Origin of the sequence: Pseudomonas sp. 06C 126 (assembly GCF_001855215.1) — a bacterium.
GTDB lineage: Bacteria > Pseudomonadota > Gammaproteobacteria > Pseudomonadales > Pseudomonadaceae > Aquipseudomonas > Aquipseudomonas proteolytica.
In genome coordinates this window covers 41730-56929 of the sequence record NZ_MIFU01000076.1, presented here as the reverse complement: position 1 = coordinate 56929, position 15200 = coordinate 41730, and the positions used below count along the sequence as shown (strand labels likewise).

Genomic DNA, 15200 nt, shown 5'->3' with positions numbered 1-15200 from the left:
GGGTTAACGCCAGGTAAACATCGGCGGGAAATTGCTCGACTTCCGTTATCCTTCAGACCTCTGCGCAACACCTGTCCGAGGGGACTTTTCCGTGCATATTCACCTGCTGCTGGTCGAGGACAACCTTGACCTGGCCACCACCGTCATCGAGTACCTGGAGATCAGCGGCATGGTCTGCGACCACGTCAGCAATGGCCAGGCCGGCCTCAACCTGGCACTCGACCAGCATTACGACGTCATTCTCCTGGACATCATGCTGCCGCGCCTCGACGGCCAGCAATTGTGCGCGCGGCTACGCCAGCAAGGCAGCCAGACACCGATCTTGATGCTCACTTCACTGGATGCCCTTTCGGACAAGCTCGCAAGCTTTGCCGCGGGCGCTGACGACTACCTGGTCAAGCCATTCGAACTGGCCGAACTGGTGGCCAGAATTCGTGCCCTGAGCATGCGTCGCAGCAGCCAGAGCAGCCGCCTGCAGGTGGACGACCTGGTGATGGAACTGACCACCCGCAAAGTCAGCCGTGCCGGGCAGGAGCTGCACCTGTCGCCGATCTGCTGGACCCTGTTGGAATACCTGATGCGCGCCAGCCCTGAACCCGTCCCTCGGGAGCGCCTGGAAACCACCATCTGGGGCGACGAGCCACCAGACAGCAATACCCTTAAAGTCCACATGCACCGGCTGCGCAAGGCCGTAGACAAACCCTTCAGCCGGCCGCTGATCCACACCCTGCCTGGGGTCGGTATACAGGTGAAGTCGCATGCGTAATGGCCTGAGCCTGAAGTGGGTGATCAGCGGCAGCTTCCTGTTGCTGATTGCCGTGGTGTTACTGATCTACAGCCAGCTGCTGCCGGTGTACACCGTACGCGGCCTGCTCTACACCGCCAGCGCGATGATGGAAGAAGAGGCCCAGTACTTCGTCAGGCACTACAAGAAGGATCCGACCACGCCACCCCCTCATAACTACTTCTTCGAAGCGGTCATCGGCAAGGAAGCCCTGCCGCCAAGCGTGCGACAGATGCTGGAGGCCCCGCCGAGCATGTCCTTCGGTGCCGTTCAGGTGTTCGGTGATACAGACTCCGATGACGAAGACGCTGAAGTCCGGGCGGTCCTCTCCCAGCCCTTGGGGGACGGCAAGACCCTTTACATGTATGACATCGACCATGACCACGAAGAGGGCGGCGAGGTCGAGACGCCGCTGTCCGATGCCTACTTTGACCGGGTGCTGCAGGGCGTTGCGTTCATCAGCCTGGCGGTGTTCGTGCCGGCGCTGATCATCATCGCCCTGTTGGTCTGGTGGTTGGTGCGGCCATTGGGGCGCCTGGCGCAATGGTCCAGCACCCTGCAGAACCCGGATGCCATGGCCAGTGAGCGGCCTGATTTCAGCTTCAAGGAGTTCAACATGCTGGCCGATGCCCTGGCCCAGAGTGTGGAGCAGGTGCAGGCCGCCAGCCAGCGTGAAGGTCGCCTGTTGCGCTACACCAGTCATGAGCTGCGCACCCCACTGGCAGTGCTCAAGGCCAATATCGAACTGCTGACCCTGCAGGCCGGCGGTGTCCTGCCGTCCTCCCTGCAGCGCATCGAACGTTCGGTGCTGAACATGCAGCTTATCGCCGAGACCTTGCTGTGGATGAGCCGCGAGCGTCCCGAACCGTTGCCTGAGGAAGACATTGACCTGAGCGAACTGGTGGGCGAGCTGATTGACAAACATCGCTACCTGATCGGCAACCGGGATATCGAACTGCTTGTCGACATCCACAACCAACCTTGCCGACTGCCCCCCACCGCGTGCCGCATCGTGATCGGCAACTTCCTGCGCAACGCGCTGCAATATGCCGAAGAAGGCCAGGTGGAAATCAGCTTCAAATATCCCCGACTACTGATTGCCAACCACATCAGGGAAGCCAAGCCACGGGAGGATTCCAGCGATTTTGGTTACGGCCTGGGGCTGCAGTTGATGCGTCAGTTATGCGCGAAATTGGGCTGGCAGATTGACGTGATTCTTGAGCAGCAGCGTTTTACGGTGGTTCTTGAGTTTACGAGTTTGCGGGACGCCGAGAGTCTGGGGGCGGGGGAATTGCGCAACAGCTAGAGCGTTGCGGCGCACATAAGACAAGGGCGCCCCCATGCCCAAACCAATGCTTTAGATTGCATCGATGTGCTGAAGGCTGGCGTGACTGTAGTTTTTGACTTGCCAGCCAGCACAAAAAGTAAGTTTTCACAGATATGAAAAACCATCGGTGTCGTTAAACTTCATAACTATATTTGACCACCCTATACGCAATAAGCAAATAGTCCTGGGAAAGACGTGTCTTTATATTACAAAGCGAGGCGCGAATAATTTAGTTAAGCTGGTCTTGTTTTTAGCGTATATAACAGGATGTGCCGTGTGAAGCGCCCAGCGACAAACCCAAGATTTACCATTGTTTTAGCTATTTTTTATACGCTGTCAATGGTTCTTGCGGTCAAGATAACTTATTTGATGATTTTTTCTCATGAGTTTCTGAGTAGCGAGGGTCGTAAACGGTCAACGCGCGTGACTGAAACAGTCCCCGTTCGCGGGACTATATTCGATAGATTCAATCAACCCTTGGCAGTTTCCACGCCGGTCAGCACCTTATGGGTAAACCCTAAGCAATTTGCGCCAACAAATCAGCAACAAGCAATATTGAAAAAACATCTTGATGTTGATGATTCGCTGGCCAGAAGTCTAATGCTGAACACTCAAGATAAATCCTTTGCCTATTTGGCCAGAAAAATTGATCCCGAACTCGCGAACAAGGTAATAAAATTATCCATTCCTGGGGTTTATGAGCGTCAAGAATACAAACGATATTACCCTCAGTCTTCGATGCTTGCTCAGTCAATAGGCTTTACTAATATTGACCAGAAAGGTATCGAGGGCATCGAATTAATGTACAACCATAAACTTTCTGGTAAGCCTGGCGTAGAAGAGCGCACCTTGAACCTGCACAGGCGAGTCACCCGTGAAGTTCTTGTGCACAAGCCCATTACTCCAGGGGACAATCTGTATTTAACAATTGACTCGACGCTGCAGCATTACGTTGAAAAAGCACTACGCAAAGCACTCATAAACAACGCCGCCAAGTCTGCAAGCGCGATACTCATACACGCTAAGACAGGTGAGATATTGGCATTGTCGACAATGCCCTCATTCAATCCCAATGCTCGTAAAAGCTTCAACGCGGACCTCATTCGAAACCGGGTTTTTACTGATGTTTATGAGCCTGGCTCAGTGATAAAACCATTCAGTATGGCCGCTGTGCTAACCGCAAAAATAATTGACAAAAACGCGATTATCCAAATAGCACCAGGCTTCGTAAAAATAAATGGATATACCATTAGAGATGTAGGCAGGGACAATCAGTTGGATTTGGCGGGGATTATCCGCCGATCTTCAAATGTTGGGATGAGCAAGGTCGCCATTCCAACTGGGGGAGAAGTAATTTCGCAATTACTTACTGAGTTGGGATTCGGAATCAACACGTCTATCCACTTTCCGGGGGAAAGCGTTGGGACCGTTCCAGTCAATAGGGTGTGGTCAGATATTGCTACAGCGAGCCTCTCATACGGATATAGTTTGTCTGTCAACTTAGCGCAACTGGTTCAAGCATATACCGTCTTCGCGAATGAGGGCGATCTAGTTCCATTGTCAATAATCAAAGGCGAGCCAAACCCGCCACGCAATGTCATAAGCCCGGAGGTCGCCAACAGTGTTCTAGACATGATGGTGCAGGCAGTTGATGGCCCTGGCGCAGGTGGAAAGCGCGCAGCCATCGACGGCTATGTAATTGCGGGCAAAAGCGGGACGTCACGCAAGGCATCAAGTGGCGGATATGAAAGCAACAAATATAGAGCGATGTTCGTAGGTATCGCTCCGGCCAACGCGCCAGAATTCATCATGGCTGTCATCGTAGATGAACCAACTGCAGGAGGCTATTTCGGGGGGGCTATTGCAGCACCCATTTTTAAGGAAGTTCTCGAAGATGTTCTTCGGATCAGAAATATTCCTAGTGATGAAAGTCAATTCTCGCCAACAGCCACTATTTACTGATTGCCTTGGGTCGACAGTAGCTTTTCAGGCATGAAGGGCGTGCCGAGCGTGCCAAGTTTCGGTGTGACGGATAGCTCGTAACTGACGGCTGCGCATAAGCAGCTTCCTTGGTAAATCTCTGTCATACGCTTTTGCCCGTTTGCGAAAAACGCCAGCGTAACCGTCCCACTCTAATCAGTCGATCGACAAACTCTGGATGAGCGCGACCATACGATGAGTCTCAGGGCTCGTGGCCTGTCCGGTAGTTTGCGTTCGCTCGGGGGAGGGGTAATTGCGCAGCAGAAAAGATAAGGGCCTGCATGAAGTTCATCATGCAAGCCCTTGATATCTATGGTGCCCGAACCCGGAATCGAACCGGGACGCCCTTACGAGCGGGGGATTTTAAGTCCCATGCGTCTACCAGTTTCGCCATTCGGGCGGCAGCGCGATGAAGCAGCTCAGTGGGGCTTTGCCTGGCAAAGCGCTTGAGCGGTGCAGCAGGCTAGGGAATATATAGATCAAGGCACCTTGGCGCAAGTTTGCGTGCGGTCTTTTTCTGCTTGATCACGTTTGTCCGTTTGTAAAAAAAGCCCGTCATATCAGTGGTCTACATTTGCTTGGCAGGGGCGTGCGACTCGCTGGCGCACCCATTGCTGCCCCAGGATGCTTGCCGATACGGCCTGGTTCATGCAAGTCGAATGCACTAAGTCCAACCCAGGCTGTCAGTGTTGTTTCAGGCATTCGACCCTATTCGCAGGAGAGAAACATGGCTACTACACAGAGTGATGACAAGCGCCCAACTCCAGATCCTGCAGAAGACAATGCGTTTTTCCCTTCTCCCTATTCGCTCAGTCAATTTACTTCCCCCCAATCTGATCTCAGCGCTGCGGATTACCCAAACCCCTACACGGGCGGCCGCTGGAAGTTCTTGATGATCGGTGCCGATGAGCGCTACTTGCCTACGGACAACGGAACGCTGTTCTCCACGGGTAATCACCCGGTCGAAACGCTGCTGCCGATGTATCACCTCGACAAGGCCGGCTTTGCTTTTGATGTGGCGACCCTGTCCGGCAATCCGGTGAAGTTCGAGTTCTGGGCCATGCCGTCGGAAGACGCCGAGGTCAAAGGGTTCTATCGCAAGTACCGCGATCAGTTCAGGAGCCCGCTTAAACTGGCCGATGTGATTGAGCAGGCGTTGGGTGAAAACTCGGATTACATCGGTGTGTTCATCCCAGGAGGGCATGGGGCGCTGATCGGTTTACCGCACAGTGCTGATATGAAGAGGCTTTTGCAGTGGGCCATCGCCAAGGACAAGTTTGTGGTTTCGTTGTGCCACGGCCCTGCGGCGCTGCTGGCGGCGGGCGTTGGTGAGTCAAAGGATTCCTATATCTTCAACGGTTACAGGATTTGTGCGTTTCCCGATGCGCTCGACGCGACTACGCCCGATATCGGCTACATGCCCGGGCACCTGACCTGGAAGTTCGGCGAGCAGTTGCAGGCGCTGGGTGTTGAGATCGTCAATCAGGATATCGACGGGGCGACGCTACAAGACCGAAAACTGCTGACCGGCGACAGCCCGTTGGCGGGTAACAATCTGGGCAAGTTGGCGGCGAGCGTGCTCTTGAAGGCTGTCTGAACGAGTCGAGCCGCAGCGAGGCTGCGGCTCGACAGCGGCTACTAAAGCCAGGCTTTGATCCGCGCGCTGACCGCCTCGGTCGAGATGCCGTAACGATCATGCAGTGTCGGCAACGCGCCGGCATCAAGGAAGGCATCCGGCAGGGCGATTTGCCGGAAGGTCGGCGTCACGCCGTTGCGTAACAGGACGCCTGCCACCGCTTCGCCAAGCCCGCCGATGATCGAATGGTTTTCCGCCGTGACCACCAGCCGTCCCGGCTTCCTGGCCTGCTCCAGAATGGTCTGCTCATCCAGCGGTTTGATGGTGGGTACATGCAACACCGCCACATCCACGCCATCGGCGCGCAGCTTTTCGGCGGCTTCCAGTGCCCGCATGGTCATCAGGCCGGTGGAGATGATCAGCACATCGTTGCCGGTTCGCAGGGTTTTCGCCTTGCCAATTTCAAACGTGTAGCCATATTCATCCAATACCACCGGTACGTTGCCACGCAGCAAGCGCATGTAGACGGGGCCCTGGTGGGCGGCGATGGCAGGCACGGCCTGTTCGATCTCCAGGGCATCGCAGGGGTCGATGATCATCAGGTTGGGCATGGCCCGGAAGATTGCCAGGTCGTCCGTGGCCTGGTGGCTTGGGCCGTAGCCGGTGGTCAGACCCGGCAAGCCGCAGACGATCTTGACGTTGAGGTTTTCCTCGGCAATCGCCATGCAGATGAAGTCGTACGCACGACGAGAGGCGAATACCGCGTAGGTGGTGGCAAAGGGTACGAAACCTTCACGGGCCATGCCGGCCGCGGCGCTCATCAGCAGTTGCTCGGCCATGCCCATCTGGTAGAAGCGATCGGGGTGGGCCTTGGCGAAAATATGCAGGTCGGTGTACTTCGACAGGTCAGCGGACAAGCCGACAATGTCCTGGCGCTGCTCAGCCAGCGCGGCCAGGGCATGGCCAAAGGGCGCTGAGCGAGTGGCTTGGCCTTCAGAGGCAATCGAGGCAATCATTGCGGACGTGGTCAGGCGTTTTTTACCCGTTTGCAAGGCTGTGTGCTTGACGCTGCTCATGCGGTTTTCTCCATCTGAAGATTGCTCAATGCCAGTTCCCACTCGTTCTCGTCGACACGGATGAAGTGGGTTTTTTCCCGGGATTCCAGAAAGTCCACGCCCTTGCCCATGCGTGTGTCGCAAATGATCACTCGCGGCTGGCTACCGGTGTGGTTGCGGGCGTTGTCGAAGGCGGCGACCAACGCTTGCAGATCGTTGCCATCCACGCGCTGGGTGAACCAGCCAAAGGCCTGCCAGCGATCGACGATGGGCTCAAAGGCGAGAATTTGGCTGGAATGCCCATCGGCCTGCTGGTTGTTCACATCGATGATTGCAATCAGGTTGTCGAGCTGCCAGTGGGACGCAGACATCGCCGCTTCCCAGGTCGAGCCCTCGTTCAGCTCGCCGTCGGACAGCAGGTTATAAACCCAGGATTGCGAGTTCTTACGCTTGAGACCCAGGCATGCGCCGACGGCGATGCCCAAGCCATGACCCAGCGAACCGCCGGTGATTTCCATGCCCGGGGTGTAGGCCGCCATGCCCGACATCGGTAGGCGGCTGTCGTCCGAACCGTAGGTTTCCAGCTCCTCGAGTGGGATTACCTGGGCTTCGATCAAGGCGGCATATAGCGCGATGGCGTAGTGACCGATCGACAGGTAAAAACGATCACGCTCTTCCCACTCCGGGTTATGGGGCTGATAGCGCAGGGCATGGAAATACGCCACCGCCAGCAGGTCAGCCGCGCCCAGGGCTTGCCCTACATAGCCTTGCCCTTGGACCTGGCCCATGCGCAAGGCATGGCGACGGATGTTGTAGGCGCGTTCTGCCAGGGACAGCGATTCAGTGTGTGATGCAGCAGTCATGATAAAGACTCCGTTAACTCAACGATTGACCAAGGCGGCCGGGACTCGCAGCACCAGCAGTGCTCCGGCGCACAGCACGGCGGTGATCAGGTACATGCCGATGGCGCTGGAGCCTGTCGTGGTGGTGATCCAGCCGATCAAATAGGGCGAGCAGAACCCGGCCAGGTTGGCAAAGCTGTTGATGCCAGCGATGCCTGCTGCGGCCGATACACCGCCGAGCAAGGTGGTGGGCAGCATCCAGAACAGCGACGAAGCAGACAGCACTCCGGCAGCGGCCAGGCACAGGCTGAGCATCGACAGGAGCAGGTTGCCGCCCATCAGTGCGGCCAGGGTGAGGCCGATAGCGCCGGCAATCATCGGGATGATCAGGTGCCAGCGACGCTCTTGATGTTTGTCGCCACTGCGGCCCATCAGCAGCATGGCGACGATGGCGCACATGTACGGCAGGCTGGTCAGCAGGCCGATATGCAGTGGGTCGGACACCCCGGCATTGCGGACCAGGGTCGGCAGCCAGAAGGTGATTGCGTACTGGCCCATGACCACGCAGAAGTAGATGCCGGCCAGCAGCCACAAGCGTCGATCGCGAATGAACTCGCCGACCGAGGCGTGGGTGACTTTGCAACTGTCGTCCTCGGCCAGCTCTTTTTTGATCAGCCCCTTTTCGTCGTCCGTGAGCCAGGTGGCCTGGTCGACGCCGTCTTTCAGGTAGCTGAGCACCATCAGCCCGACGATCACCGTAGGGATGGCCTCGATCACGAACATCCATTGCCAGCCATGCCAGCCGTGTACTCCGGCAAACGCATTCATGATCCAGCCCGAGAGTGGGCCGCCGATCATGCCCGACAGGGGGATGGCCACGAACCACAGCACGGTCATCCGCGCCCGGCGATAGGAAGGGAACCAGTAAGTGAGGTACAGCAGCAGGCCCGGTGCCAGGCCCGCCTCGGCAATGCCCAGCAAAAAGCGCAGGGCATAGAACTGCCAGGCGGTTTCAACAAAGGCGAAGAGGGCCGAGATGATGCCCCACGAGATCATGATGCGGGCGATCCAGCGGCGTGCGCCGACGCGGTGCAGGATGATGTTGCTCGGCACCTCGCAAAGGAAATAGCCGATGAAAAACATCCCGGCACCCAAACCATAGACGGCCTCGCTGAGCGCCAGGTCGTTCATCATCTGCAGCTTGGCGAAGCCAACGTTGACTCGGTCCAGATAAGCGCACAGGTAGCACAGCATCAGGAACGGCATCAGCCGCCAAGCAGTCTTGCGGTAGGCGTTGGCGCGAACGGTCGCGCCCGCGTCCAAGGATAAGGTGGTCATTGTGGTCTGATCTCTTATTTTTATTGACAGCTGACGGCTGCAACGTCGATTCAGAACAGCGCTCGCCGTGACGGCGGGCGCAAGATCCATCAGTGAATGAGCATGCCACCATTCACATCAAGGGTAATGCCGGTCAGGTAGGACGAGAGGTCGCTGGCCAGGAACAGCGCGGCGTTGGCCACGTCCTGCGCGGCGCCCAGGCGGCCCAGTGGAATGCCATCGATGATCGCGTGACGGCGCTCGTCCTGCATCAGGCCGCCGGTGATGTCGGTGTGGATCAGGCCCGGGGCAATCGAGTTGACCCGAACGTTGTCCGGCCCCAGTTCCCGCGCCATGGCTTTGGCCAGGCCCAGCACGCCGGCCTTGGCGGCGCTGTAGTGCGGGCCGCCGAAGATGCCGCCGCCGCGCTGCGCCGACACCGACGACATGCAGACGATGCTGCCGGATGCCTGTTGACGCATCAACGGGATCACCGCCTGGGACATCAGCAGCGTGCCGCGTAGGCTCACATCCAGCACTTTGTCGTAGTCGGCGTGGCGAATATCGAGGGTCTTCAGGGGTTGGGTGATGCCTGCGTTGTTGACCAGCACATCAATGCGACCGAAGTGCTCGATTACCCTGGCAATGGCGGCATTGACCTGGGTTTCGTCCGCCACGTTGGCGGCCAGGCCGAGATGACCTTCGCCCAGTGCGGCAGCGGCGTCACGTGCCGCCGACTCATCCAGGTCGAGGATGACCACCCGCGCTCCGTGTTGGGCGAAGGTGGAAGCAGTAGCGCGGCCGATGCCACGTGCAGATGCGGCGCCAGTGATGATTGCGACTTTGCCTTGAAGCAGCATGTGAAAGACCTCTGATGATTGTTTTTATGGTTCGACCCTGACGAATCGATGACTCAGCTTGGGCTGCTGATTGACCCTGAGCAATAACGCAAAAGTCTTTGGGTGCTGAAAAAAATTCAGCACTCGTCAGTGCCAGGCATTGATGATTGAATGGTGAACACCAATAAATACACCGGTACGACCGGGAGGTTTTGTCGATGCGTGGCGATCTCGAAACATCTGCTGTGCTGCCACCCTTGAGAGCAATTCAGGCCTTTGAGCAAACCGCTCGCTTTGGAAACGTCGCCAGGGCGGCCGAGGTCCTGGATTTGACGCCGTCCGCGGTCAGCCATCAACTGGCCAAGCTCGAGGCCATGATCGGTCGACAGCTGTTCTTGCGTAATGCCCGCGGGGTGTCGCTCACGCCGGTGGGGGAGCAGTATCTGAAAGAGGTGTCCGGCGTTCTGCACAGCTTGGCCGTGGCCACCGAGCGCGCAGCCAGCGACCTGAGCCTGGAATGCCTGCATCTGCATTCGGCGCCCAGTTTTGGCCTGCTATGGTTGATGCCCAGGCTGGAAGCGTTCCGTTTGCAGCACCCGGATATCCAGATCAACCTGTCGTGTTCGTACGAGTCGTTGCACTTTAGTCGTGACAAGATAGACGTGGACATCCGCCACGGTTTTCCCAACTGGCCAAGCTATGAAGTGCGCACCGTGCGCAACGAAACCTTTGCGGTACTGGCCTCGCCCAAGCTGTTGGGCTTGCGCCCAGTCAGAAGCGCGGCCGATTTGCTCGACAGGGAGCTGATCCTGTCGCAAGCCACGTTGCTAAAATGGCCGCAATGGTTCGCTCAGCATGGCCTGGCGCGACCTGAAAACCCCTATGCGTTGAGCTTTGATCGCTCGTACATGAGCCTGGAGGCCGCCAGTCATGGGTTGGGATTTGCATTGGAAAGCACCTTGCTGGCGCAGAAGTACCTCACCGCTGGAACGCTGGTCGAAGTTGCGCCGCAAACGCTCAGTGCCCCGGTGGCGGCGCACCATCTGGTTTTTCCAAAAGCCCATTCCAGTTTTCCTCGAGTCAGGCGTTTTCTGGAGTGGATGGAAAGTGAGCTCGGGCACAGTTTCAATTATTGAGTGTTAGTCGGCGCGCCGCTGTTTCTTGCATTGCAAACAGGGCGCGCAAATCCACCAAACCCGACCAGACGCTTACTCTCGCAAGCGCCGAATAATCTCCTCGTACCCGACCGCCCGCGACAGCCGCTGCAGTGCATCCAGGCGGCGGGAATAGGCTTTTGCGTCACCATAAGTCAGCTCGACATGCAGGCTGTCGATCGTCACCAGATAGGCCTCTGCCAGCACTTCACTGGCCTGGTCCTCTACGCCTGGATGGGCTTTAAGTAACCCTTTCTGGAAGTGACTGCGGATCGTGGCCATGTAGTCATTGAACCCGGACATGACCACGTGCCTTAGCGGCGTCGGTGGGTAAAAGGCGGCCCTGAGCAAAAAGCGCAGGGACTCATGCTGGTTGTAGCGGCGTTGCAGGTTGTCGATGTAGACCTCGCCGGGGGCCTTGATCGATCGAGAGTTTTTCGCAAATTGGCTTTGCACGTAGTCCAGTTCGGCGCGCAGTGCGAGTTCGAGTGCGACCACGTACAGCGCATCCTTGCTCGCAAAATGTGCGTACAGCGAGGCCTTTTTGATGCCTGCGCGCACGGCGATATCATTCAGCGAAGCGGCGTCGTAACCGTGCTCGGCAAATTGGTCCAGTGCCAGATACGCGATGCGTTCGGCAGCCGAGGTCAGGATGGTGGCTGTCATGTGGTTCTTCCTTAATCAGTGCCCGGCCAGGTCAAAGGTTTCGCCCGCTCCTCGGGGGAGGCTGATTGTCGTCAGCAGGCAGGTCAGCAATGCACTGGCCAGCAGCAGTGCGGTCCAAGCCACCGGTCCATAGGTCAGCGCCAATGCCGACAATGGCGTCGCGCTGGCGGAAACGGACAGTTGGAACGCGCCCAGCAGTGCAGCGGTGGAGCCCAGTGCGCGCTTTTGCGAGGACATCACCAGTGACATCAGCGTGGACTCGGCGATGCCCAGGCCAAACAGGGCAAGGGCCATGCCCGCCACTATACCGGGCAGACCCACGTAGGTCAGGGTGGATGCCACCGCGATTGCCGAGCCAGCGGCCATGCTAAACACGCCGATTAGTGACAGGCGGCCCAAGCCAAGCCGGCTGACCAGTTTCCCGGCGCTCATTGCCCCGATCAGGATGGCTACCCCGGTGACGCCGAACAGCATGCCAAAGGCTTGCGGGCTGAGGCCGTAGGTCTGCTGGTAGACCAGTGTCGCCCCGCCGATGTAGGCAAACAGAAAGAAGAAAACTGCGGCCACGGCCAGGGTCGGACGCAAGAAGTGTCGGTCTCTGGCGATCGTCAGGTACGTGCGGCAGGCGGCGCCCAGGCGTAACGGCTCGCGTTGGCTGGCGGGCAGGGTTTCCGGCAGCGACAGCCAACTGTTGCCCAGCACCGCCAGGCCAAATGCAGCGAGCACCAGCATCACCGCACGCCAGCCGTAGTGAGTGTCGATAACCCCGCCCAGTGCCGGGGCGAAGATGGGCGCGACGCCTTCGATGGTCATCAGCAATGCGAAGAGCTTGGCCGCCGCCACGCCTTCGCTGACGTCCCGCACCATGCTCATGATCACCACCAGCGTCAGGGCGCTGCCAAGCCCCTGCACGAAGCGCAGGGCGATCAGCGTTTCAAGTGTCGGCGCCCATGCGGCACCCAATGAGCACATGGTAAACACCACAAGGCCGGCCAGCAGGGGCCGGCGGCGCCCATAGGCGTCGACGATGGGCCCGAAGATCAACTGGCCGGCACCCATGGCCAGAAGGAAGAACGTCAGGGTCAACTGCACGCTGGCGAAGCTGCTCTGATATTCGCGGGCAATTTCGGGAAGGCTCGACAGGTACATATCGACAGCCGAAGGGCCAAGGGCGCCGATCAGTCCCAGGCCAATAGCCAGCCTCAGGGCGACCCTGTGGGTGGGTTGCGAATTCATAGCGTCTCCAACGAAAAAAAACAGCCTACCGGTCGGTAGGTTTTCGCATAATAGCGACACCTCTTAAATCGGTCAACGCCCCAGTACTCGGGAGGATTTGCACATACACAGTGCAATCCGAGCGAGCGAATGAGAGTTGTTATCAATTATGTTTCTTTAGTTTTTTGATTGGATTAGACTCCCGCCAGCTGTGCACGAGCAGCGTTCTGGGCATTAGAACAAACAAAAAAAACGGCGTAGGGAGCAGGACGTGAATTTCAAGAAAACGACAATGGCAGTGGCTGTTGGCTCGGCGATCTACCTGTGCAACGGTGCGTGGGCCGCAGAACCTGCGAGCGCGCTGGAGATTGCACCGATCACCGTCACCGGTGAAAAGATCAACCGCAGCCTGGAGCAGACCCAGTCGAGCGTGGTGGTGGTCACCGACCAGCAACTGCGTGAAAAGCAGGACCGTGACCTGGTGGACGTATTCGCGCGTACGCCAGGCGTGTACAACCAGTCCGGCAACGAAAACTGGGGTATTCGCGGCGTGCCCGTGTCCGGTTTCGACGACCAGGGGCCCGCCACGCTCAACGGTGCGGTTTCAGTATTTGTCGACGGCGCCGTGCAACCCAACCGCGCCCTGACCCTCAGCCCGATGCCGCTGTGGGACGTCGACCAGATCGAAGTGTTCCTCGGCCCGCAATCCACCACCCAGGGCCGTAATTCCCTGGCCGGTGCGGTGGTAATCCAGACCCGCAACCCCACCTTCGAGCCGAGTTTTTCTGCACGCACCAACATGGGCAGCTATGGCGAGCGCGGTGCGGCAGTGGCCGGTGGCGGGGCGTTGGTCGATGACAAGATCGCCGGGCGTATTGCCGTGGATTACCAAGAGGGTGACGGCTATATCGACAACGTCGCCCTGCATGACGACGCCAACCCCACACGCACCGGCAATGCCCGGGGCAAGCTGTTGATCCTACCCAACGATGACCTGGATGTGCTGCTGACTTACGCCCACAGTGAAAGCCGCAAGGGCGATAACTCGGCGATGCGCCAGAACGACAAGGTCCGCTATTACAAGATGACCTCCAACACCAAGGCCTATGACAAGCTTGGGCAGGACACGCTCAGCGCCAAGGTGGACTATCGCCTGGACGACAACTGGTCGCTGACCAGCCTGACCGCCAATACCCGCTCGGACTACGACGCGCGCCTGGATTTCGACCAGTCGGCCGACGCCAACCAAGTGGTATTGCGCAAACAGGACGGCGACCTGTTCAGCCAGGAACTGCGCCTGAACTACAGCGGCGATACGGTGAAGAGTTTTGTCGGTGCCTACTACGGCCACAACACCAACAACTTCCACGACCGCCTGTTGTTCAACAACCTTCTGTTCGGTACCGCCAAGGGCGATACGACCATTGAAAGCAAGGCCGTGTTTGGTGAAATCAACTGGACATTCGCCCCGCGCTGGACCTTGATCACCGGCCTGCGCTACGACCACGAGACCAACGACACCGATATCAAGCAAGACGATTTCTCCAGCCCCGGCAAGCTCAGCAAGTCGTTTGATGCGCTCCTGCCGAAACTGGGCCTGGACTATGAACTGGCCGCCAACCAGTACCTGGGCGTGATGGTGCAGAAGGGCTATCGCGGAGGCGGCGTCAACGTGCGTGCCGGTGGCGGCCACGAAGGTTATGACCCGGAATACACCACCAACTACGAGCTGTCCTACCGTGGCTCGTTCTTCGACAAGACCCTGCGCACCCGCGCCAACCTGTACTACACCGACTGGAAAGACCAGCAGGTCAGCGCGCTCGAGCGCAACACCGACTTCGTCCAGGTGTTCAACGCCGGCAGCAGCGATATCAAGGGCCTGGAAGTATCTGTCGAAAAAGACCTCGGCGAGCAGTTGACCCTGACGGCGGGTGGCTCTATCACCGCGGGCAAGTACAAGGACTTTGTGACAGGTGATGGTCGCGATATGAGCGGCGAGGAGTTCCTCTATTCACCCAAGTACAAACTGTCCCTGGGTGGCATCTACCGTTGGAATGACCGCCTGACCCTGAACACCGACCTGGTGTACCAGAGCACCGCGCCCTCGGAGTATGAGTTCGATACCGCAGGCCAGGTCACGGGCGAGCGCCGGAGCGACAGCTACTGGCTGGTCAACTTCAACACCGAGTACAAAGTCACCAAGAATGTTGCGGTTTCCGGCTTCGTGAAAAACGCTTTTGACAAGGAGTACATCACCAACAACCGCAGCGGCGATATCGTCGATGTGGGAGCGCCACGTACGGTTGGGCTGGTGTTGCGCTACGACATGTAGTGACAAGGAAGACAGGCTACTCCCTCACTCCCTCAGGGATCGACGGCGTAGCCTGTTTTTTCAGCACATACAAAGTTCCGACGCGTGCATCGATCAGTGGGCGATGCAATTTC

General features: G+C 58.1%; 12 protein-coding genes and 1 tRNA gene. 6 read left to right on the top strand and 7 right to left on the bottom strand.

From position 1 onward, the window contains the following. The first annotated feature begins 91 nt into the window (after positions 1 to 91). The 3 genes from BHC62_RS10445 (at position 92) to BHC62_RS10435 (ending at position 4073) form a co-directional block, all read left to right on the top strand. A complete protein-coding gene (locus tag BHC62_RS10445; RefSeq protein ID WP_029294912.1) occupies positions 92 to 766 on the top strand; it encodes a response regulator transcription factor in 675 nt (224 codons plus the stop codon). Then, positions 759 to 2090, top strand: a complete 1332-nt coding sequence (locus tag BHC62_RS10440) for a HAMP domain-containing sensor histidine kinase (RefSeq protein WP_070994980.1) — start codon at positions 759 to 761, stop codon at positions 2088 to 2090. Before BHC62_RS10445 ends, BHC62_RS10440 begins: the two co-directional genes overlap by 8 nt. A gap of 297 nt (positions 2091 to 2387) precedes the next feature. Next, the gene (locus tag BHC62_RS10435; RefSeq protein WP_143007523.1) at positions 2388 to 4073 is read left to right on the top strand and encodes a penicillin-binding protein 2; all 1686 of its coding nucleotides are present in this window, start codon (positions 2388 to 2390) and stop codon (positions 4071 to 4073) included. Positions 4074 to 4404: 331 nt separating this feature from the next. Here the strand turns inward: BHC62_RS10435 and BHC62_RS10430 are convergent. After that, a tRNA-Leu gene (locus BHC62_RS10430) sits at positions 4405 to 4491 on the bottom strand. Positions 4492 to 4818: 327 nt separating this feature from the next. Between BHC62_RS10430 and hchA the strand changes: the two genes are divergently transcribed. After that, the gene (hchA, locus tag BHC62_RS10425) at positions 4819 to 5688 is read left to right on the top strand and encodes a glyoxalase III HchA (RefSeq protein WP_070994978.1); all 870 of its coding nucleotides are present in this window, start codon (positions 4819 to 4821) and stop codon (positions 5686 to 5688) included. A 41-nt stretch (positions 5689 to 5729) separates the two neighbouring features. Here the strand turns inward: hchA and BHC62_RS10420 are convergent, their stop codons facing one another. The 4 genes from BHC62_RS10420 to BHC62_RS10405 form a co-directional block, all read right to left on the bottom strand. Further along, the gene (locus tag BHC62_RS10420) at positions 5730 to 6743 is read right to left on the bottom strand and encodes a transketolase family protein (protein WP_070994977.1); all 1014 of its coding nucleotides are present in this window, start codon (positions 6741 to 6743) and stop codon (positions 5730 to 5732) included. Next, on the bottom strand, positions 6740 to 7585 hold the full coding sequence (locus tag BHC62_RS10415) for a transketolase (protein ID WP_070994976.1): 846 nt from the start codon (positions 7583 to 7585) through the stop codon (positions 6740 to 6742). Before BHC62_RS10415 ends, BHC62_RS10420 begins: the two co-directional genes overlap by 4 nt. 18 nt (positions 7586 to 7603) lie before the next feature. Further along, positions 7604 to 8902, bottom strand: a complete 1299-nt coding sequence (locus tag BHC62_RS10410; protein WP_070994975.1) for an MFS transporter — start codon at positions 8900 to 8902, stop codon at positions 7604 to 7606. An 89-nt stretch (positions 8903 to 8991) separates the two neighbouring features. Beyond that, entirely contained in the window at positions 8992 to 9741 is a 750-nt protein-coding gene (locus tag BHC62_RS10405; protein WP_070994974.1) for an SDR family NAD(P)-dependent oxidoreductase, read from the bottom strand. Positions 9742 to 9938: 197 nt separating this feature from the next. Between BHC62_RS10405 and BHC62_RS10400 the strand changes: the two genes are divergently transcribed. After that, positions 9939 to 10856 carry a LysR substrate-binding domain-containing protein gene (locus BHC62_RS10400; protein ID WP_070994973.1) on the top strand — a complete coding sequence of 306 codons (918 nt, stop codon included), beginning with the start codon at positions 9939 to 9941 and terminating at the stop codon, positions 10854 to 10856. A gap of 72 nt (positions 10857 to 10928) precedes the next feature. On the opposite strand, the gene BHC62_RS10395 is transcribed toward BHC62_RS10400, so the two are convergent. Further along, complete coding sequence (locus BHC62_RS10395) at positions 10929 to 11540, bottom strand: TetR/AcrR family transcriptional regulator (protein WP_070994972.1); 612 nt, start codon at positions 11538 to 11540, stop codon at positions 10929 to 10931. A 15-nt stretch (positions 11541 to 11555) separates the two neighbouring features. Beyond that, a complete protein-coding gene (locus BHC62_RS10390) occupies positions 11556 to 12776 on the bottom strand; it encodes a multidrug effflux MFS transporter (protein ID WP_070994971.1) in 1221 nt (406 codons plus the stop codon). A gap of 250 nt (positions 12777 to 13026) precedes the next feature. Between BHC62_RS10390 and BHC62_RS10385 the strand changes: the two genes are divergently transcribed. Further along, positions 13027 to 15087 carry a TonB-dependent receptor gene (locus BHC62_RS10385; RefSeq protein ID WP_070994970.1) on the top strand — a complete coding sequence of 687 codons (2061 nt, stop codon included), beginning with the start codon at positions 13027 to 13029 and terminating at the stop codon, positions 15085 to 15087. The last annotated feature ends 113 nt before the right edge of the window (positions 15088 to 15200 follow it).